Below are 20,032 nucleotides of genomic sequence, written 5' to 3' on the forward strand. Positions count from 1 at the left end.
ATTAACGAATTGTTAGTGATGGATAAAGATGTACAAATTTTAATTTTTTAATAAAAATTAAAAGCGGGTAACAAGTACAAATACTCTTTCTCATGTTTTATATAAGGATCATATTACAAATCAAAAAAGATGTAGAGAACCTTGGAAGAAAATATAGTCGTTTTTTAGGGGGAAGAAGAATAAATAAAATGATACTACAAATGTAAAAAGGCATTCCATAAAGGAAGGCCTTTTATTGTTCTTGCCCTGATTTTTTCTTCTCACGTTTTTTACATTCTGGACATTTTGATTTACGAAACGGTTTGGCAAAGAATAGCAGAATGAAAAATAAACCGAATATAATACTAGCTGAGTTTTTCACGATAATGACGCTACTATTTTTCATTTGAATCGATGGTTGGATCTCTTTTTCTTCCATAGTGGCCCTCCATATATTGGATTTACATTTTAATTATAGCAAAGTTAGTTGTTGTAATGATGTGAAATGAGGAATGGATAATAAATATTTATAGGTAGTATAAATGCTGTTTTTATAACTTTAAAATTAATTAATTTCTATATTGTGATTTTATTGTTTAACAAATGTTTGATAAATGATAAAAAATTGTAAAAAAGCGGAACTTGTAAGCTATTTTCTTTTCATAGATGCTAAAATTATATATGCAGCTGCTAATATAAATGGAAAAAAGGAGATAATGGAGTATGGAAAGTAAAGTGGAACGCTATGTCGAAAATTATGTTGTAACGAAAAATACGATGGCCTTACTTCCTGTTATTCTAAGTGAAAAGAAAATTGTTACGCGAGTCGTTGAAATGAATGATTCTTTTTTCGTATTTCAAAAACCTCTAGATATTATAGAAAGAAGTTGCCGCAAGCATGGCTCTAGTTTCTTAGGCAGAAAAGAAGGAACGAAAGAGTTAACTCATATTACACATAAAGCACCGATTGCGATTAGTCCAGCAGATCAACTTTATTTTTTCCCTACCTATTCTTACTCTAGAAAAGAGTGTGCTTGGTTGTCTCATTTTTATATTGAAAGTAATAAAGAATTAGAAGATGGAAATCTTATTATTAGATTTATAAATGGCTTTGCTGTGAAATTAGAAATATCAAAAACTAGTTTTGAAAATCAACAAAATCGTACAGCGAAATTACGTACTGAATATGAAGATCGTAGGAAAAAACAAGGGAATCCTTGTTTTAAAGAGGTCGATAAAAAAGAGGAATCAACATTAAAACCCGCTTATGAGAAGGTGTATTTTGTGAAGGAAGGCGAAGTGTGAAAGGATGGGGGAATCCCCATTCTTTTTTTGTTTGTCAGTCAGTCTTTGTAGATAAGGCGATATATTAGAAAAAACGAGTTGTAATTGATATATTTAGAAAATCACCAGTATAATTTCATTTACCGATAAAAACCGAAAAACAATCTAAATAACAAAATGAACGACACGTCCTGTCGAATATTGATAGATTATCATAGCTAAATAATGAAGGAATTCTTATGAAAGATATGGAAACTTTAATAAATACATCTCCGTATGTCGTATCTACCATTTCCTCTTTCATATAAGCAATGATACAGTAGGGATAGTATTTAGAGTAAAGGGGTAAAGTGTAGAATGGATTTTCAGACAATCAAAGAGTATTTTTCACCAGAAAATATGGATCATATTGTTGAGAGTTATAAAGCGTTCGGACCACTTCTTGGTATTGGTTTACCGATGATAGAGGCGTTGATTCCGGTATTACCGCTTATTGTATTTGTACTGGCGAATGCTGTTGCATTTGGCTTTTGGCTCGGTTTTCTTTATTCATGGCTTGGATCAGTAATGGGTGCATTACTTGTCTTTTTCATCATCCGCCATTTTGGTCGCAGTCGTTTCTTTTCGTTTGTAAATAAGCATGAGAGAGTACGAAAAGCAATGGGGTGGATTGAAAGGAAAGGATTCGCACCGATTTTTGTTATATTTTGTTTTCCGTTTACACCGTCAGCGCTAATAAATGTTGTCGCTGGTTTATCCCGAATTAGTGTAAAACAGTTTGGTCTAGCGTTAGCATTCGGAAAACTTGTGATGATTTTTATTTTAACGTATATCGGTCATGATTTAATGTCATTTATTCATAATCCAGTGAAATCAGTTATTGTAGGGATTGGTATTTTTATTTTATGGTATGTCGGTAAGAAAATCGAAGTAAAGTTAGAACTACATTAAGAATAGTCTTCTTTGTAAAGGAAAGCTTCAGTATTAAAGGATAAGGGGAGAAGCAGATGAAGAAAACTTTGAAAAAAGAAGGCATAGAGTGGATACGAACAATTTTAATTGGTGTATTATTAGCTGTATTTTTTCGAACGTTTTTCTTTTCAACGTATGTTGTAGAGGGGAAGTCAATGATGCCGACATTGCAAGATGGCAATATGCTAGTTGTAAATAAGGTGAGTTATCAAGTTGGGGACTTGAACAGATTTGACGTTGTGGTATTTCATGCGAATAAAAAAGAGGACTATGTAAAGCGGGTTATCGGTTTACCTGGAGATCATATTGAATATAAGCAGGATAAGTTATATATAAACGGTCAATTTATTGATGAGCCGTATTTAGAGAAGTATAAGAAAGAGATAAATGGAAGGCAACTAACAGGCGACTTTACATTAGAAGAGTTAACGAAAGAAAAGCTGGTGCCACCCGGGTTTATTTTTGTAGTAGGTGATAACCGGCTCGGGAGCTGGGATAGTAGACACTTTGGCTTTGTAAAAGCTGATACAGTTGTCGGTAAAGTTGATTTGCGATATTGGCCAATTCAAGAGGTGCAAACGAATTTTTCAAAAGGTTGATATAATGAAGTAGAAGTATAGAAAAGACAAACAACTCAGTTTGTCTTTTTTCGTGTACTATAATACAATTATAGTAGCAAACTAACGTTCGTTATGTAAGTGAAAGGTGGGGTTACATGTCACTTCGATTTGTAATTGGTAGAGCGGGAAGTGGAAAAAGTACACTTTGTTTACGCGAAGTGCAAGAAGAGTTAAAACAACGCCCGAGAGGGAAAACAATATTATATCTTGTGCCAGAACAGATGACATTCCAGACGCAGCAGGCGTTAATTGGAAGTGAGGATGTAAGAGGTTCTATTCGGGCACAAGTTTTTAGTTTTTCACGATTAGCGTGGAAGGTACTACAAGAAGTTGGCGGAGCGAGTCGTCTTCATATTGATGAAGCGGGTGTACATATGTTACTCCGTAAAATTGTAGAGTCTCGTAAAGATGGATTATCGGTGTTCCAAAAAGCAGCGGAGCAAAACGGTTTCTTTGAACATCTTGGCAGTATGATTGCAGAGTTTAAACGTTACAATGTAACGCCATCTAACGTATATGAAATGTGGCAACAATTGGATGCGCATAGTAGCAGTGCCGAACAAAAGTTACTAGCGAATAAAGTGTATGATTTACAGCTATTATACGATGATTTTGAACGTGCTTTAATTGGAAAATATTTAGATTCAGAAGACTACCTGCAATTGCTAGTGGAAAAGCTTCCGCAGTCTGAATATGTAAATGGTGCGGAAATTTATATAGATGGATTTCATTCATTCTCCCCGCAAGAGTTAGAGATTGTAAGACAGCTTATGATTTGCGGAGCGAGAGTTACGATCACGTTAACGATAGATGAAAAAACGTTAGCACAGCCAGTAAATGAACTCGATTTATTTTATGAAACGACGTTAACGTATGAAAAAATAAAACAAGTAGCGCGTGAAGAGAAAATAGAAATTGAAAAAACAATTCCACTTATGGAACAGCCGCGTTTTCATTCTCCCGCATTAGCGCATTTAGAAGCTCATTATGAAGCGCGTCCGAATGAAAAATTTAACGGTGAAGCGAGTGTAACGATTAGCACAGCTGCGAATTTACGAGCGGAGGTAGAAGGTGTTGCTCGTGAAATTCGTAAACTTGTTGCGAATGAAAAATATCGTTACCGAGATATTGCAGTGCTTCTTCGTAATGGGGAAAGTTATTACGATGTGATGCGCACGTTATTTACAGATTACAATATCCCGCACTTCATCGATGAAAAGCGCCCGATGTCACACCACCCATTAGTAGAATGTATTCGTTCTGCACTCGAGATTATTAGTGGGAATTGGCGTTATGATGCGGTGTTCCGCTGCGTGCAAACAGAGCTTTTATATCCATTAGACGTAAGAAAAGAAACGATGCGTGAAGAAATGGATGAATTTGAAAATTACTGTTTAGCGTACGGTGTACAAGGAAAGAGATGGACTTCAGAGGATCCATGGATGTATCGCCGTTATCGTTCTCTTGATGATACGAACGGGATGATTACAGACAGTGAACGTGAAATGGAAGAGAAAATAAATAGGTTACGTGACGTTGTAAGAACACCTGTTATTCGCATGCAAAAAAGGTTAAAGCGTGCAGGAACAGTTATGCAAATGTGTGAAGCAGTTTACTTATTTCTAGAAGAGCTGGATGTTCCGAAAAAACTAGAAGAATTACGTATACGTGCAGAAGAAAGTGGAGATTTCTTATTTGCGACAGATCATGAACAAGTATGGGAAGAAGTAATGAGCCTTCTTGATACGTTTGTAGAGATGCTTGGTGAAGAGAAAATGTCTCTTTCTATGTTTACGGACGTTATGTCGACAGGTCTTGAGGCACTTCAATTTGCTAACATTCCGCCGTCATTAGACCAAGTGTTAATTGCTAATATTGATCACTCCAGGTTATCTGACGTGAAAGCAACGTTTATTATAGGTGTAAATGAGGGTGTTATTCCAGCAGCACCTATGGACGAAGGTATGCTTTCTGATGAAGAAAGAGAAGTTCTTGGTGCAGCAGGGATTGAATTAGCGCCAACGACGAGACAAACTTTGTTAGAAGAACAGTTCGTTATGTATCAAATGGTAACGAGAGCATCTGAGAAGTTATATATTTCATGCCCGCTTGCAGATGAAGAAGGAAAGACGTTACTTGCGTCTAGCTTTATTAAGAAAATAAAAAGAATGTTCCCTAATGTGAAAGATTCATTTATTACGAATGACGTAAACGATTTATCACGTTCAGAACAAATTTCATACGTAGCAACGCCAGAAGTAACGTTATCTTACGTTATGCAGCAACTACAAACGTGGAAGCGATACGGATTTGAAGGGAATTTAGACTTTTGGTGGGACGTATATAATTTCTACGTAACTTCAGATGAATGGAAACAAAAAAGTAGCCGCGTCTTATCAAGTTTATTCTATCGAAATCGTGCGAAGAAACTAAGTACAGCAGTAAGTAGAGATTTATACGGAGATATAATTAAAGGAAGCGTCTCTCGTATGGAACTATTTAACCGTTGTGCATACGCTCATTTTGCGCAGCACGGTTTATCGCTTAGAGAGCGTGATATTTTCAAGCTTGATGCGCCGGATATCGGCGAATTATTCCATGCGGCATTAAAGAAAATTGCGGACAAGTTATTGCGTGAAAACCGTACTTGGGCGGATTTATCCATAAAAGAGTGTGAGCATCTTTCTGTTTTAGTAATAGAAGAAATCGCACCGTTATTACAACGACAAATTTTATTAAGTTCAAACCGTCATTTCTATTTAAAACAAAAACTACAACAAATCATTTTCCGTACGTCAATCATTCTTCGTGAGCATGCGAAGTCAAGCGGATTCGTACCAGTTGATTTAGAAGTGCCGTTCGGTATGGGCGGTACAGGCTCACTTCCGCCGATGGAATTCTCATTACCAAATGGTGTGAAGATGGAAGTTGTCGGCCGTATTGACCGTGTTGATAAGGCAGAAGATGAAAACGGGACGTTCCTACGTATTATTGATTATAAATCAAGTTCAAAAGCGTTAGATTTAACGGAAGTGTATTACGGATTAGCACTTCAAATGTTAACGTATTTAGATGTTGTTACTTCGAATGCGCAGACGTGGATGAAAAAAGGTCACGCAGCATCACCAGCTGGTGTATTGTATTTCCATATTCATAACCCAATCGTTGAGATGAAAGGTGACGCATCTGAAGCTGAAATTGAAAAAGAAATTTTAAAGAAATTTAAAATGAAAGGACTCGTATTAGGAGATGCTGACGTTGTTCGTTTAATGGATAACAAACTTTCAACAGGAAGTTCAGATATTATTTCTGCTGGCCTGAAAAAAGACGGTAGCTTTAGTGCGCGTTCAAGTATTGCAAGTGAGCAAGAGTTTAACGTACTGCAAAAATATGTACACCATACGTTTGAAAATATCGGAAAAGATATTACAGAAGGTGTTATCGATATTGCTCCTTATAAAATGGGAAATAAAGCAGCATGTACGTTCTGTAACTTCAAATCTGTTTGTCAATTTGATGAGTCACTTGAAGATAATCAGTTCCGATCGTTAAAAGATATGAAAGATAGCGAAGCGATGGAGAAAATAAGAGAGGAGGTTGGCGGAGAATGATAGAAAATTGGCCTAAAAAACCAGAAGATAGTCAATGGACAGATGACCAGTGGAAAGCTGTTGTAGCGAACGGGCGTGATATTTTAGTTGCGGCTGCAGCTGGATCAGGTAAAACAGCAGTATTAGTTGAACGTATTATTAAAAAGATTATTAATGAAGAGAATCCAGTCGATGTCGACCGCCTGCTCGTTGTAACATTTACGAATGCAGCGGCGCAAGAGATGAAAAACCGAATCGGGGAAGCGTTAGAAAAGGTATTAATTGATGAACCAGGCTCTCAACACGTAAGAAAGCAGCTGAGTCTATTAAATAAAGCTTCCATTTCAACAATTCACTCATTCTGTTTACAAGTAATTAGAGGATATTACTACATGCTTGATGTTGATCCTCGTTTCCGTATTGCGAATCAAACAGAAAATGAATTGTTAAAAGAAGAAGTGCTAGATGACATATTAGAAGAAGAGTACGGAATCGAAGATAATACAATCTTCTTTGAACTTGTTGATCGTTATACGAGTGACCGTAGTGATGATGACTTACAACGTATGATTTTAGCGCTTCATACAGAGTCAAGAGCGCATCCAAATCCGGAAAAATGGCTTGATAAATTAGTAGAAGCATATGACGTAGAAGGAAAGACAATTGAAGATTTAGTATATGCTTCTTATTTATTAGAAGATGTGAAATTCCAGCTTGAAACAGCGGAACAGCATATTCGTAAGGCAACTGAACTCGCAATGCTTCCTGACGGTCCAGCGCCTCGCATTGAAACCCTGCAAGCAGATGTAGCTTTACTTGGAACGCTATCATCAGCTGCTCATGAGTCGTGGACAAGTTTGTATGAAGCGATGCAAAACGTATCGTGGCAAACGTTAAAGCGTATTAAGAAAAGTGATTACAATGAAGATGTTGTAAAACAAGTAGACTCTCTTCGTAATAAAGCGAAAGATGAAGTGAAGAAATTACAAGAAGAGTTATTTAGCCGAAAACCTGAAAGTTTCTTACGAGATTTTCAAGATATGCACCCAGTATTAGAAAAGCTTGTTCAACTTGTAAAAGTATTTACAGAGCGTTTCCAAGCGATGAAGCGAGATAAAGGAATGGTCGATTTCACAGATTTAGAGCATTTCTGTTTACAAATTTTAAGTGAACAAAGTGAAAATGGTGAAATGAATCCGTCAGCAGTGGCGCTTCAATATCGTAATAAATTTGCTGAAGTATTAGTCGATGAATATCAAGATACGAATTTCGTACAAGAATCGATTATTAAATTCGTAACGAAAGATTCTGAGAGTGAAGGAAACTTGTTCATGGTTGGTGACGTAAAGCAGTCGATTTATCGTTTCCGACTAGCCGAACCAGGACTATTCCTAGGAAAATATAAACGCTTCACACAAGAAGGATTGGGCGGTGGAATGAAGATCGACTTAGCGAAAAACTTCCGTAGTCGTCATGAAGTACTAGCAGGTACGAACTTTATCTTCAAACAAATTATGGGTGAAGAAGTCGGAGAAATCGACTACGATGCAGACGCTGAATTAAAGTTAGGTGCTACCTATCCAGAAGGTGAAGATGTAGCGGCAGAACTACTGTGCATTCAGCAAACGGAAGAAGAAGTAATAGACGGAGAAGAAGGTGCAGAAGTCGAAAAAGCACAGCTTGAAGCTCGTCTTATGGCGCAGCGCATTAAAGCGATGGTTGATTCAGGTTATGAAGTGTATGACCGTAAAAATGATAGTATGCGCCCAGTACAATACCGCGACTTCGTTATTTTACTTCGCTCCATGCCGTGGGCACCGCAAATTATGGAAGAGTTAAAACTACAAGGAATTCCAGTATATGCAGACCTTGCGACTGGTTACTTTGAAGCGACAGAAGTAAATATTATGATGAACGTATTCCGCGTTATTGATAATCCGATGCAAGATATCCCGCTCGCAGCAGTACTTCGTTCACCGATCGTTGGATTAAATGACGAAGAACTTGCGACGCTTCGTGCTCACGGAAAGAAAGGGTCATTTTATGAAGTAATGAGCTCATTCTTAAAAGGGGCACCACTTGAAGAGGAGCAAGAACTTCATGATAAATTAGAGTGGTTTTATAACTTACTGCAAGGATGGCGTGAATTCGCGCGCCAACAATCACTTTCTGATTTAATTTGGAAAGTGTACGGTGAGACAGGTTATTACGACTTTGTTGGCGGTTTACCAGCTGGAAAGCAAAGACAGGCAAACTTACGCGTACTATATGACCGTGCAAGACAATATGAGGCAACATCATTTAGAGGATTATTCCGCTTCTTACGTTTTATTGAACGTATTTTAGAACGCGGTGATGATATGGGTACGGCGAGGGCCCTCGGTGAACAAGAAGACGTTGTTCGCATTATGACGATTCATAAAAGTAAAGGGCTAGAGTTCCCAGTTGTATTTGTAGCTGGACTCGGTCGTCGTTTTAATACACAAGACTTAATGAAACGTTTCTTATTGCATAAAGATTTCGGTTTCGGTTCGCAATTTATCGATCCGCGTAAACGAATTAAATATACAACATTATCACAGCTTGCGATTAAGCGTAAAATGAAAATGGAATTAATTGCGGAAGAAATGCGCGTACTATACGTAGCATTGACGCGTGCGAAAGAGAAGTTAATTTTAATTGGAACAGTTAAGGATGCAAATAAGGAAATGGAAAAATGGCTCGATGCGAGGGAACATAGTGAATGGTTATTACCAGATCATATACGTGCCGGGGCGTCTTGTTATTTAGACTGGATTGCACCTTCATTATATAGACACCGTGATAGTGAAATGCTTCTTGAATTAGGACAAGGAAGCATTCCGGATGAAATTTACGGGTATGACACGAGCTGGAAAGTAGAAGTTGTGGATGGTAATACGCTACTTGCACCAGAGCCAGTTCAAGAAGAGAAACAAGAATTATTAGAAGCGCTTCGTGAGAAAAAGGCTGTGCCATTACAAAGTGAACGGAAAGAAGAAGTGTACGACAGATTAATGTGGAAGTACGGATATGAGGATGCGACATCTCATCGTGCGAAGCAATCTGTTACAGAAATAAAGAGAAATTATCAATCTGAAGAAGGTAGCGATAACACCTTTATTAAAAAACTACGTGCACCAATTAAAACACGTCCGCGCTTTATGGAGAAAAAAGGGTTAACGTACGCAGAGCGCGGAACAGCAGTCCATGCCGTTATGCAGCATGTTGATTTGAAGAAGCCGATTACGGTTGAAGTTCTTCAAGAGCAAATTGCTGGAATGGTAAATAAGGAATTATTAACATTCGAGCAGGCGGAAGAAATAGTGATTGAAAAAGTAATTTCATTCTTTAACAGTGACTTAGGTAAAAGGGTATTAGCGGCGAAAAGTGTTGAGCGTGAAGTACCATTTACGATGATGCTTGCAGCAGAAGAAGCATATCAAGATTGGCAAGGGAATAGCGGGGAATCGATTCTTGTCCAAGGGGTTATCGACTGCATGATTGAAGAGGAAGATGGTATTACGTTAATCGACTTCAAAACAGATACGATTGAAGGGAAATTCCCAGGCGGATTTGAACAAGCGAAACCAATTTTAGAAGATCGCTATAAAATGCAGCTTTCGTTATATGCAAAAGCACTGGAGAAAAGCTTACAACATCCTGTGAAAGAGAAATGTTTATATTTCTTTGATGGGAATCACGTTGTAAATATTGAAGAATAGAGGGGCTTGAAAATGGTAACGGAAAAAACGTTAAGAACTTGTGAACAGGGACACGAGTACTATAAAAGTAGCGATTGTCCAACTTGCCCAACCTGTGAGAAAGAGAGAAAACCAAAAGAAGGTTTTCTCTCTCTTCTTTCAGCGCCAGCAAGAAGGGCATTAGAACACCATGGAATTCAAACTGTAGAAGAACTCTCAAAATATAGTGAAAAAGAAATTTCAAAACTGCATGGTATGGGACCTGCGTCTTTGCCGAAGCTTAGGAAGGCTTTGGAGGAGAGTGGGTTATCATTTAAATAAAATGAAATAGTGCCTCTTCACTACTTACTTGTTTATACCACTATTTGTGGACAGTAAAGCTCTTGCTTATTAAAATTTTATTTTAATAATTTTGAATTAGATAAAAGAAAAAAGTAGGAGATATTCTCCTACTTTTTTTACGCTGTTCCAATCTGATCTTGATCTGCCACATCAGAATCAAATGTATTCGTTGCACTAACACCGTTAAACGTATTCACGACAAACCCAACATTGGAAGCTCCAGATCCGTTATAGGCTTTCGTGTTTTCTTTCGGAGATACGTTATAAAAATCTCCTAAGTTGAAAGAGCCGTTACTGTTTTGCACGACGAGATTTCCTACAACCGAAGGCATACCATCCACCTACTTTACTAAGCTTTTTAATTACTATATGAATTATTGTGCGGAAGGTTCATCCGTAATATATTGGCGGATTTGTATAATACGAGAGTTATTAAAACCATAATCAACATTTCCAATTTGAAAGCAACCAGAATTTAAAAGTGTCCGCAATTCAACGTTATTCACTTCAATAAAAGGGCATTCATTTACAATATTTAATTTTACATCTGTCGTTCGTTTTGGAATTGTAATGTATTCATCTGTAAAGATTTCAAAAGCATCAAAGCGACCTTCTCCCCGTATATAACAAGGAATTTCACGGTGGACGGCAATAGCTCTACTTTTTAATTCCATTTGGTTTGCATCTCCAACTTGAAATACAGCAGCAATCCCTAAAGAAATAATAGAAACATTTTGGACAATAGACACATGATGCAACATAATTTCTCAGTCTCCTTAACCTGGAGTAGGAGGGACATCTGTTACTAATGGTACAAATGGACCCTCTGTAACTGTTTCAAATGGTGTATCGAGAATAGAAGATAGAATGAGGAGATTTGCATCTCCAATTAAAAAGAGTGCGGACGACGATACACCGTTCATTTTAATCTGTCCGACTTTTAACTCACGGTTTACAACGTTAAGGTTCATACATACTTACTCCTTTCGGAAATTTCCCGGTATGTGCTGAATAAAGGAGAGAAAGGCTTTGTCAATATCTTGTTTCATTGCCTGAATAATGATATCTCGTAAATAATCTGGATCTGTTGAAATACCTTCATATGATTGCGCTTGTGATAAATAATAAGGGAGTCGATGCTCCATCTGTTTTTTTATGTCATCCACCATCATTTGTCGATACATTTCATCAAGCGGTGTTCGCTCTTCTTGTTCAAAATGGAGAATACGATTATATGCTTCTTCATCTAAGTATCGATGCATTTCTTGGAGGATACCTTGATAAAAGTCTGGGTTTGTTTCGGTTTCAGGGTTTACCTTCAATGTTTCTGTATCCACTTGAAAATCTTCAATTTGTTGTCCTTTTGCTGAAAATGGGTTTAAACCAATATTTAAAGTACCATTTAAATTTTCGACTTTTAATTGATCGAATTTGTATTCCACTTTTCCTACAGAAGAGGAGGGGCGATTTTTTAATTCGTTAAGCTCTTCTTGGAGTTGGCGCACTTGATCTTCTAAATTCAGGATGGCTGCTTGTTGTGTTTGAAGAGCTTGTTGAAGTTGGTGTAAGTAAGTATATATATCTTGATTCATTTGTGAAACCTCCTTTTCAATAGGGAGGGTAAAAATATTCCTGCTATATATTTATGACAAGGATGTCTTAAGAAGAACTAGTTGATGGTTTGATAGAAATAATTTGTCCTTTCGCTTGTAATGGGCGAAGCGGCTCCGTAAATCCGCCCGTATTTGAAAATTTAGATAGGGCTTTAATACTTCCGGCAGTACCAATTTGGAACACAGAAGAGGTTGTAATGCTATCAATTTTAATGCTGTTAATGATGATGCTTTGGTTTACGTAAAAATTCAATACAATCGCCCCCTTTAAGTTGAACCAATTATCGCTTGATCGACGACATCTGAATCGTTGACAGTCGTTGCACTTTGATAATTGTAGACAGAAACGTTATCTCCAACATTAAAAGAGCCGGCCCCGGCGAAAGCACGTGAGTAACTAATAGGCCTAATCGCAAATACATCTCCAATATGAAAAATACCACTTGATCCAATATTGACGATACGAATATGTCCGACCATAGCTGGCATACAAAACACCCTTCGTTTTTAAAATTTTCTTTTCTACTATTGTATGGGCGTTTCCAATAAAATGTGTATTTTTTTGAAATAAAAGAAACACACGCATTATTGCGTGTGTGTTTTGAATGTTTGATTAGGGTGTAAATCCGTATGTACATGACAAATTACATTTAAGAGCCTGTCCAGTTCTTGGCTACAATCCACTGTTTTTTGAGAAGTCATTCCATAGCGTTCAGCAAAATAAATCATTTTTTCACGTTTTTTTTCAATCGCTTGCTCAAACATTGAAATCGGCTCCATCTCTAAATGAAATTTTTAGTATATATGTAGTACATATTATACAAAAACTTCATAAAAAAGAAATGCATTCGCTAAAAAAAGTAAAATTTCTACATTTTATGCCAAATGATAAAGGGTAACGAATAGGGTATGAGAAGAATATTGTAAAAATTAGCGTGCATGAGAAGGTTTTTTTCTTAAGGATGCGAATACAATTAAAGGGCATGAGTTTTAGGATGGAGAGTGGAAATATTGCGTTTTGTAACGGCGAAGAAAGAAGAAAAGGTATTTGTAGGTATTGTGGATGAAGAAGAAGAAAAGGTATTACACTTAAGAGAAGCGCAAAGACAAAAAGGGGAAAAGGTTACAATCCCTATTACAATGTTAGAGTGTATTGAAAGAGGGACTGAATGCTTTGAGAAAGTATGTGAAATTGTAAATTGGGCAAAAGAAAACGGGGAAGCGGCGTATTATCCGTTAACAGAGGTGAAAATATTAGCACCGATTCCAAGGCCAAGAAAGAATATTTTGTGCGTTGGAAAAAACTATCGTGAGCATGCGGTAGAAATGGGCGGAGTAGAGTCTATTCCAGAAAATATAATGATCTTTACGAAAGCACCAACAACAGTTATTGGCATAAATGAGCAAATTAATGGTCACCCTCATGCAACGGACGAACTAGATTACGAAGGAGAATTAGCTATCGTTATTGGTAAGCGAGGGAAACAAATTAAAAAAGAAAAAGCGCTTGAGCATGTTTTTGGTTATACGATTATCAATGATGTAACAGCTCGAGACATTCAAAGAAAACATAAACAGTTTTTCCTTGGGAAAAGCTTCGATACATTTTGTCCGATGGGACCGTATTTAATTCATAAATCGGTGGTTAATGCGCCGAATGCATTACACATTGAAACGGTAGTAAATGGAGAAGTAAGGCAAACTTCCAACACAAATAAAATGATTTTTTCAATAGAAGAAATTATTTCAACGATAAGTAAAGGAATGACTTTAGAACCAGGCGATATTATCGCAACAGGAACCCCGGCTGGTGTCGGAAAAGGTTTCACACCACCGAAGTTTTTACATGCTGGTGATGAAGTGGTTATTACAGTAGAAGGAATTGGTACTTTGCGAAATGTAGTGAAGTGAAGAAAAGAGCTATCTTGTTAAAAGATAGCTCTTTTTTATGGCCTTGGGTTATAGAGGTAATCAATAACGGAAAAAGTGTAAAGACCAATGAATGCAAGTGTGCAAATGCCAAATAGTATAACCGTAAGTGCGCTTTTTTCTCGTCCAAAACCAATGATAGTAAGAATAACAGCAGTCCAAAATGATGCTTTCAGTAGTGTGAATGTAGTAGGAGTTGAGTAGTGAGTAAGCCATGTTGTGGAAAGTAGGAAGCCAAAGAATGTAACTAAAATAAAAGATGTAGCTAAATAGTTAATATGTTTACCATATCTTAATAGCATATCGCACCTCCTTTACGATTTTAAAATACAGAAAATTAAAATTTCATCTTAATATAAATGAATATAAAAAGAAAGAGGTTGTCCCAACATGTCGGACAACCTCTCTATCATTACGATAATACAGCTTTAATTTTTTGGAATGCCCACTCTAAATCTTCTTCAGAGATTACTAGAGGTGGTGCGATACGAATTACGTTTTCATGTGTTTCTTTACATAGTAGACCAGCTGCTTTTAGTTGTTCACAGTAAGGACGAGCTGGCTCGTTTAATTCGATACCGATGAATAAACCTTTACCGCGAACTTCAGTGATCATTGGGTTGTCAATCTCTTTTAATTGCCCAACTAATTTTTCTCCTAATTGAAGAGAACGCTCTGTTAATTTTTCTTCTTCTAACACTTCAAGAGCTGCGATAGAAACAGCACATGCAAGTGGGTTACCACCGAATGTAGAACCGTGAGAACCTGGCTCAAATACACCTAAAATATCGCGGTTTGCTGCAACACAAGAGATCGGGAACACGCCGCCACCAAGTGCTTTACCAAGTATGTACATGTCAGGAGTTACATCGTCCCAGTCACAAGCAAATACTTTACCAGTACGGCCTAAGCCTGTTTGGATTTCATCTGCTACGAATAAAACGTTTTCTTTTTTACATACTTCAAAAGCTTCTTTTAAGTAACCAGCTGGCGGGATGTTAATTCCTGCTTCACCTTGAATTGGCTCTAAAATGAATGCTGCTGTGTTTGGTGTAATTGCGGCTTTTAATGCTTCTAAATCACCGTAAGGAATTACAACGATGCCAGGAAGCATTGGACCGAATCCACGCTTGTACTCTTCGTTTGAAGACATAGAAACAGAACCCATTGTACGTCCGTGGAAGTTATCTTCACAAACGATGATTTCAGCGCGGTTTGCTTCTACTTTCTTCACATCATAAGCCCAGCGACGAACTGTTTTAATTGCAGTTTCAACAGCTTCAGCACCTGTATTCATTGGAAGTACCATTTCTTTATTAGTTAGTTTCGCAACTTTTTCGTACCAAGGACCTAATTGATCGCTATGGAAAGCACGAGAAGTTAACGTAACACGATTTGCTTGGTCAATTAAAGCGTTAATAATTTTCGGGTGACGATGACCTTGGTTTACTGCAGAATATGCACTTAATAAGTCCATATAGCGGTTTCCTTCAGGATCTTCTACCCAAACACCTTCTGCTTTAGAAATAACGATTGGAAGTGGGTGATAGTTATTTGCTCCATATGTGTCTGTAAGTTCGATAATATCCTTAGTTTGAATCATGATTGTTCCCCCTTTTGTTATTACAAGAAGTTTGTAAATACTCTAAATATTATATCATTTAAATGTAAAAAAGCGAAACATTTCCTGAAAATAAATGAACATGTTATCATATAGAGTGAAAAAGTGTGAAAAGAGGAGGTAAGGGATACGATGGTACATATGCATATTACAGCATGGGCGTTAGGTTTAATTTTATTCTTCGTTGCGTATTCACTTTATTCAGCAGGAAGAAAAGGTAAAGGTGTACATATGGGGCTTCGCCTAATGTATATCATCATTATTGTGACAGGCTTCATGTTGTACATGAGTATTGTGAAGACAGCAACAGGTAGCATGCACATGTGGTACGGCCTGAAAATGTTAGCTGGTATTTTAGTTATCGGCGGAATGGAAATGGTTCTTGTAAAAATGAGCAAAAACAAACCAACAGGGGCGGTTTGGGGCTTATTTATTGTTGCGCTAGTAGCAGTATTATACTTAGGACTGAAATTGCCACTTGGCTGGTACGTATTCAAATAAAAATAAAACCACCTTATAATCTCAAAGACTTGGGAGATAAGGTGGTTTTTATTTTTTATGTCGCATCGATATGCAACTCTTCTCCATTTACTTTCGTAAAACGGAACATATTTTTATTTGACGTAGTGTGACGGACGAAATGGTGTTGCAGTGTACAGATCATTTCTTCGTTATCAAACAAAAGAATATTTACTCCTTCGCGTGACTCCTCTTTCGGTAAGAAAGATAAATAATTATGACAATACATGCAATCATATAAAGAGTAGTGAAGTGATTGCAATGATTCAGTTAATAATGTGAAGACAGAGTCAGGTAATTCCTCGAGCCATTCATTATAGCTAAGAAGTAACTTTTTTCGAATACGTACCATTTCACCATTTTGCAAATGGTGTTGCTCGTTGGCGATTTGTAATACATCTTGTTCATAGAAACGGGCTGGTAACCAATTGTTATTATACAAAATTTCAAACCCATCTTCGGCAATATCTTCTAATAGAAACGCTTCATCATTTTCATCATCAAAGAATACCCATTCATTGTTTATATATTCTACATTACCGACTGTATGAGCACGGGGCTGGTTATATAAAATATGTTTACGTTGTATCATATACGATTTCTCCTTTATGAAAAGTAGTTATTCCTGTTATAGACAGTTCGTGCGTTCTTTATAACTAGACACATCTAGACATAGGTGGGCATACAATAAAACACGTTTTACTGAGTGAGAATGCTATTCCATATGTGGATAGTAGGTTATCGTCAAGTTTTTCATTTTTTGATCCGCACTCTTAGGGGGGGATTACTGCACGTTCAAGAAAAGAAATAAGATGGAAGGATGATTTATATGTGCGGGATTACAGGATGGGTGGATTATAAACGCTCATTAGAAGGAGAAAGAGATGTCGTTACGAAGATGGCTGAGACGTTAGCGAAGCGGGGGCCGGATGATAATAAAGTTTGGATTAAAGGAAATGTCGCATTTGGGCATAAACGGTTAATCGTTGTAGACCCTGAGGGCGGTAAACAGCCGATGACTTGTTTAAAAGATGAAACGAATTACGCCATTTGCTATAACGGTGAACTTTATAACACAGAAGACATTCGAAAGGAATTATTAAGAAGAGGGTATACGTTCAAAGGTCATTCTGATACAGAAGTATTATTAGCTTCTTATATTGAATGGAAAGAAGAATGTGTCGATCATTTAAACGGTATATATGCGTTTGCAGTATGGGACGAACAGAAAGAACAAGTATTTATTGCGAGAGATCGATTAGGTGTAAAGCCACTTTTTTATAAATATGATAGCGGACGCTTACTATTTGGTTCGGAGTTAAAAGCGATATTGTCGCATCCAGATGTGAAGGCGGAAGTAACATTAGAAGGGTTATCAGAAATATTCGGACTCGGACCGTCAAGAACGCCTGGCCACGGTATTTATGCTGGTATAAAAGAATTACGTCCAGGTCATGCGATGACATTTTCAAAGAACGGTTTGTGTATATGGAGATATTGGAATGTAGAAAGTAAAAAACATGAAGACTCTTTTGAAGAAACAGTAGAGAAAACGCGCTTTTTACTACAAGATGCCATTACAAGACAGCTTGTTTCTGATGTACCACTATGTACCTTTTTATCAGGTGGTGTAGATTCGAGCGCTATTACAGCTATTGCGGCGAAAGAATACGAGAGATCAGGAAAAGGACAATTACACACGTATTCAATTGATTACGAAGATAATGACAAATACTTTAAAGCGAATGCGTTTCAGCCAAATTCAGATGCTCCGTTTATTAATTTGATGACAGAGACGTTTCAAACAACCCATCATCGTTGCGTCATTTCGAATGAAAAACTAGCAGAGTATTTAACGGAGGCGGTACTCGTTCGTGATTTGCCTGGTATGGCAGATATCGATTCGTCATTATTATGGTTTTGCCGTGAAATTAAACAAGATTTTGTCGTCGGCTTATCTGGAGAATGTGCAGATGAAATATTTGGTGGATATCCGTGGTTTTATAGAGAAGATGACCTACAATCGAGTGCATTTCCGTGGATGCGCTCTACAGAAGCGCGTGAACAACTTCTAAAAAAAGAATGGAGAAATAAATTAAATTTACAACAATATGTACAAAGGCGCTATGAAGAGTCGATTCAAGAAGTTCCTATTTTAGAGGGAGAAAGTCCGCTAGAAGCGAAAAGACGCCAATTATTTTATTTAAATATGGTATGGTTTATGACAACATTATTAGACAGAAAAGACCGCATGAGTATGGGGGCAAGCTTAGAAGTACGTGTTCCATTTGCGGATCATCGTCTTGTCGAATATGCGTGGAATATTCCTTGGGAAATGAAAATGTATAAAAACCGCGAAAAAGGTCTATTACGTAAAGCGTTAGAAGATGTGCTTCCACATGACATCTTATATAGAAAGAAGAGTCCTTATCCGAAAACGCATAATCCGCACTATACGAAAGCAGTCACAGTATGGCTACAAGATTTATTAACAGATAAAGGTTCAATTTTACACGAACTATTTGATAAAGAGCAGTTGAGCGGATTGATTCAGTCTGGCGGCAGTGCATTTCAATCACCTTGGTTCGGGCAATTAATGACAGGTCCTCAACTTTTAGCTCATTTAGCACAAATTCACGTTTGGTTTAAAGAGTATGGGGTAAATATTAGGGAATAAGGGAAAAGCGACTTACTTTTATGTAAGTCGCTTTTTATTAAAGAAATTGTCAAATGAAATTTAAAATCATATTAGAAAAAATACTTATTTAGAATAATTATCTTTACGTACTTATTATTGTTTGTTATAATTGGAAACAAACGTTCTTGAAAAAGATTCTCATTTATAAAATTGAGGTGTTATATAGATGACAAAGAAAAAAATAGGTTTACTCGTAATGGCGTATGGAACGCCAGAATCATTAGATGATGTAGAAGCGTACTACACACATATTCGCCACGGTCGTAAACCTTCCAAAGAGGCACTCCAAGATTTAATCGAGCGCTATAAAGCGATTGGTGGAATTTCGCCGCTTGCAAAAATTACGAAAGAACAGGCGCATAAATTAACAGATTCAATGAATAACATATTTACAGAGTATGAATTTACTTGTTACTTAGGTTTAAAACATATTGCACCATTTATAGAAGATGCGGTAGAAGAAATGAAGCGTGATGGGATTGAGCAAGCGATTAGTATCGTATTAGCGCCACATTACTCTACATTTAGCATTAAAGCGTATAATGACCGTGCTATTCGTCTTTCGCAAGAAATTGGTGGTCCTGTTATTGAACCAATTGAACAATGGTATGATGAACCGAAATTTATTTCGTATTGGGCAGACCAAATAAAAGAGACGTTTACAGAAATTGATAATAAAGAGAAAGCAGTCGTAATTTTTTCAGCGCATAGTTTGCCAGAAAAAATTATTGCAACAGGAGACCCATATGTAGAACAACTAAAGCATACGGCAGATTTAATTGCAGAAGCTGCAAATATTCAAAACTATACAATCGGTTGGCAAAGTGCTGGGAATACTCCAGATCCGTGGATTGGTCCAGATGTGCAAGATTTAACGAAAGATTTATATGAAGAGCATGGGTACGAATCTTTCGTATATTGCCCAGTTGGTTTTGTAGCGGAGCATTTAGAAGTTTTATATGACAACGATTATGAATGTAAAGTTGTAACGGATGAATTAAATGCCAAATATTTCAGACCAAATATGCCGAATGCACAATCTGCATTTATCGACTGTTTGGCTGAAATTGTTTCCAAAAAAGTGAAGGAAATAGTTGACAAGGATTTAATTTTGAATAATAATTAATTTATAATAATTTTAAA

21 protein-coding genes are annotated in these 20,032 nt (G+C 37.0%); 10 read left to right on the forward strand and 11 right to left on the reverse strand.

The genetic code is table 11. The features are described 5' to 3' along the window. Window positions 1-232 precede the first annotated feature (232 nt). Complete coding sequence (locus ACTFRY_RS10145; RefSeq protein ID WP_000391373.1) at window positions 233-418, reverse strand: hypothetical protein; 186 nt, start codon at window positions 416-418, stop codon at window positions 233-235. Window positions 419-702: 284 nt separating this feature from the next. Here ACTFRY_RS10145 and ACTFRY_RS10150 point away from each other — a divergent pair, with 284 nt between their 5' ends. The 6 genes from ACTFRY_RS10150 to ACTFRY_RS10175 all read left to right on the forward strand — a co-directional run bounded on the left by ACTFRY_RS10150 (window position 703) and on the right by ACTFRY_RS10175 (window position 10,488). Further along, entirely contained in the window at window positions 703-1,284 is a 582-nt protein-coding gene (locus ACTFRY_RS10150; RefSeq protein WP_016117409.1) for a competence protein ComK, read from the forward strand. Window positions 1,285-1,620: 336 nt separating this feature from the next. Beyond that, window positions 1,621-2,214: a TVP38/TMEM64 family protein gene (locus ACTFRY_RS10155; RefSeq protein WP_000347520.1), complete on the forward strand. Its 594-nt coding sequence runs from the start codon at window positions 1,621-1,623 to the stop codon at window positions 2,212-2,214. Between the two features lie 56 nt (window positions 2,215-2,270). Then, a complete protein-coding gene (gene lepB, locus ACTFRY_RS10160) occupies window positions 2,271-2,834 on the forward strand; it encodes a signal peptidase I (protein WP_000751910.1) in 564 nt (187 codons plus the stop codon). A gap of 116 nt (window positions 2,835-2,950) precedes the next feature. Then, window positions 2,951-6,466: a helicase-exonuclease AddAB subunit AddB gene (addB, locus tag ACTFRY_RS10165; protein ID WP_440032342.1), complete on the forward strand. Its 3,516-nt coding sequence runs from the start codon at window positions 2,951-2,953 to the stop codon at window positions 6,464-6,466. Next, window positions 6,463-10,188, forward strand: coding sequence for a helicase-exonuclease AddAB subunit AddA (gene addA, locus ACTFRY_RS10170; RefSeq protein WP_098616878.1), 3,726 nt, complete (start codon window positions 6,463-6,465; stop codon window positions 10,186-10,188). The genes addB and addA overlap by 4 nt, the downstream gene beginning before the upstream one ends. 12 nt (window positions 10,189-10,200) lie before the next feature. Beyond that, complete coding sequence (locus tag ACTFRY_RS10175; protein WP_000255724.1) at window positions 10,201-10,488, forward strand: RNA polymerase alpha subunit C-terminal domain-containing protein; 288 nt, start codon at window positions 10,201-10,203, stop codon at window positions 10,486-10,488. 137 nt (window positions 10,489-10,625) lie between these two features. On the opposite strand, the gene gerPF is transcribed toward ACTFRY_RS10175, so the two are convergent. From gerPF to ACTFRY_RS10210, 7 genes are all read right to left on the reverse strand, one after another. Continuing rightward, complete coding sequence (gene gerPF, locus ACTFRY_RS10180; RefSeq protein ID WP_001141566.1) at window positions 10,626-10,841, reverse strand: spore germination protein GerPF; 216 nt, start codon at window positions 10,839-10,841, stop codon at window positions 10,626-10,628. A gap of 42 nt (window positions 10,842-10,883) precedes the next feature. Next, a complete protein-coding gene (locus ACTFRY_RS10185) occupies window positions 10,884-11,270 on the reverse strand; it encodes a spore germination protein GerPE (RefSeq protein ID WP_098616877.1) in 387 nt (128 codons plus the stop codon). Between the two features lie 15 nt (window positions 11,271-11,285). Continuing rightward, complete coding sequence (gerPD, locus tag ACTFRY_RS10190) at window positions 11,286-11,480, reverse strand: spore germination protein GerPD (protein WP_001052807.1); 195 nt, start codon at window positions 11,478-11,480, stop codon at window positions 11,286-11,288. A gap of 6 nt (window positions 11,481-11,486) precedes the next feature. Then, window positions 11,487-12,101, reverse strand: coding sequence for a spore germination protein GerPC (gene gerPC, locus ACTFRY_RS10195; RefSeq protein ID WP_001070760.1), 615 nt, complete (start codon window positions 12,099-12,101; stop codon window positions 11,487-11,489). A gap of 67 nt (window positions 12,102-12,168) precedes the next feature. Continuing rightward, on the reverse strand, window positions 12,169-12,375 hold the full coding sequence (gene gerPB, locus ACTFRY_RS10200; protein WP_001012508.1) for a spore germination protein GerPB: 207 nt from the start codon (window positions 12,373-12,375) through the stop codon (window positions 12,169-12,171). Between the two features lie 14 nt (window positions 12,376-12,389). Beyond that, a complete protein-coding gene (gene gerPA, locus ACTFRY_RS10205; RefSeq protein WP_001111188.1) occupies window positions 12,390-12,611 on the reverse strand; it encodes a spore germination protein GerPA in 222 nt (73 codons plus the stop codon). A 96-nt stretch (window positions 12,612-12,707) separates the two neighbouring features. After that, window positions 12,708-12,887, reverse strand: a complete 180-nt coding sequence (locus tag ACTFRY_RS10210; protein WP_000462841.1) for an aspartyl-phosphate phosphatase Spo0E family protein — start codon at window positions 12,885-12,887, stop codon at window positions 12,708-12,710. 246 nt (window positions 12,888-13,133) lie between these two features. Between ACTFRY_RS10210 and ACTFRY_RS10215 the strand changes: the two genes are divergently transcribed. Further along, window positions 13,134-14,033, forward strand: coding sequence for a fumarylacetoacetate hydrolase family protein (locus ACTFRY_RS10215; protein ID WP_001213075.1), 900 nt, complete (start codon window positions 13,134-13,136; stop codon window positions 14,031-14,033). A 35-nt stretch (window positions 14,034-14,068) separates the two neighbouring features. Here the strand turns inward: ACTFRY_RS10215 and ACTFRY_RS10220 are convergent, their stop codons facing one another. Both ACTFRY_RS10220 and rocD read right to left on the reverse strand, forming a co-directional pair. After that, entirely contained in the window at window positions 14,069-14,353 is a 285-nt protein-coding gene (locus ACTFRY_RS10220) for a hypothetical protein (RefSeq protein WP_000926864.1), read from the reverse strand. 110 nt (window positions 14,354-14,463) lie between these two features. Further along, entirely contained in the window at window positions 14,464-15,654 is a 1,191-nt protein-coding gene (rocD, locus tag ACTFRY_RS10225; protein ID WP_000616657.1) for an ornithine aminotransferase, read from the reverse strand. 150 nt (window positions 15,655-15,804) lie between these two features. On the opposite strand from rocD, the gene ACTFRY_RS10230 reads away from it, so the two are divergent. Continuing rightward, window positions 15,805-16,173, forward strand: coding sequence for a YisL family protein (locus ACTFRY_RS10230; RefSeq protein WP_000233495.1), 369 nt, complete (start codon window positions 15,805-15,807; stop codon window positions 16,171-16,173). 55 nt (window positions 16,174-16,228) lie between these two features. On the opposite strand, the gene ACTFRY_RS10235 is transcribed toward ACTFRY_RS10230, so the two are convergent. Then, window positions 16,229-16,783, reverse strand: coding sequence for a DUF2777 domain-containing protein (locus tag ACTFRY_RS10235; protein ID WP_000616050.1), 555 nt, complete (start codon window positions 16,781-16,783; stop codon window positions 16,229-16,231). 237 nt (window positions 16,784-17,020) lie between these two features. Here ACTFRY_RS10235 and asnB point away from each other — a divergent pair, with 237 nt between their 5' ends. Together asnB and hemH are read left to right on the forward strand one after the other, a co-directional pair. Further along, window positions 17,021-18,868, forward strand: a complete 1,848-nt coding sequence (gene asnB / locus ACTFRY_RS10240; RefSeq protein ID WP_000334002.1) for an asparagine synthase (glutamine-hydrolyzing) — start codon at window positions 17,021-17,023, stop codon at window positions 18,866-18,868. Between the two features lie 187 nt (window positions 18,869-19,055). Further along, window positions 19,056-20,015: a ferrochelatase gene (gene hemH / locus ACTFRY_RS10245; RefSeq protein WP_098616876.1), complete on the forward strand. Its 960-nt coding sequence runs from the start codon at window positions 19,056-19,058 to the stop codon at window positions 20,013-20,015. Window positions 20,016-20,032 lie beyond the last annotated feature (17 nt).

It is taken from the genome of Bacillus cereus group sp. MYBK195-1 (assembly GCF_051916605.1).
In the GTDB taxonomy this organism is placed as follows: Bacteria; Bacillota; Bacilli; order Bacillales; family Bacillaceae_G; genus Bacillus_A; species Bacillus_A cereus.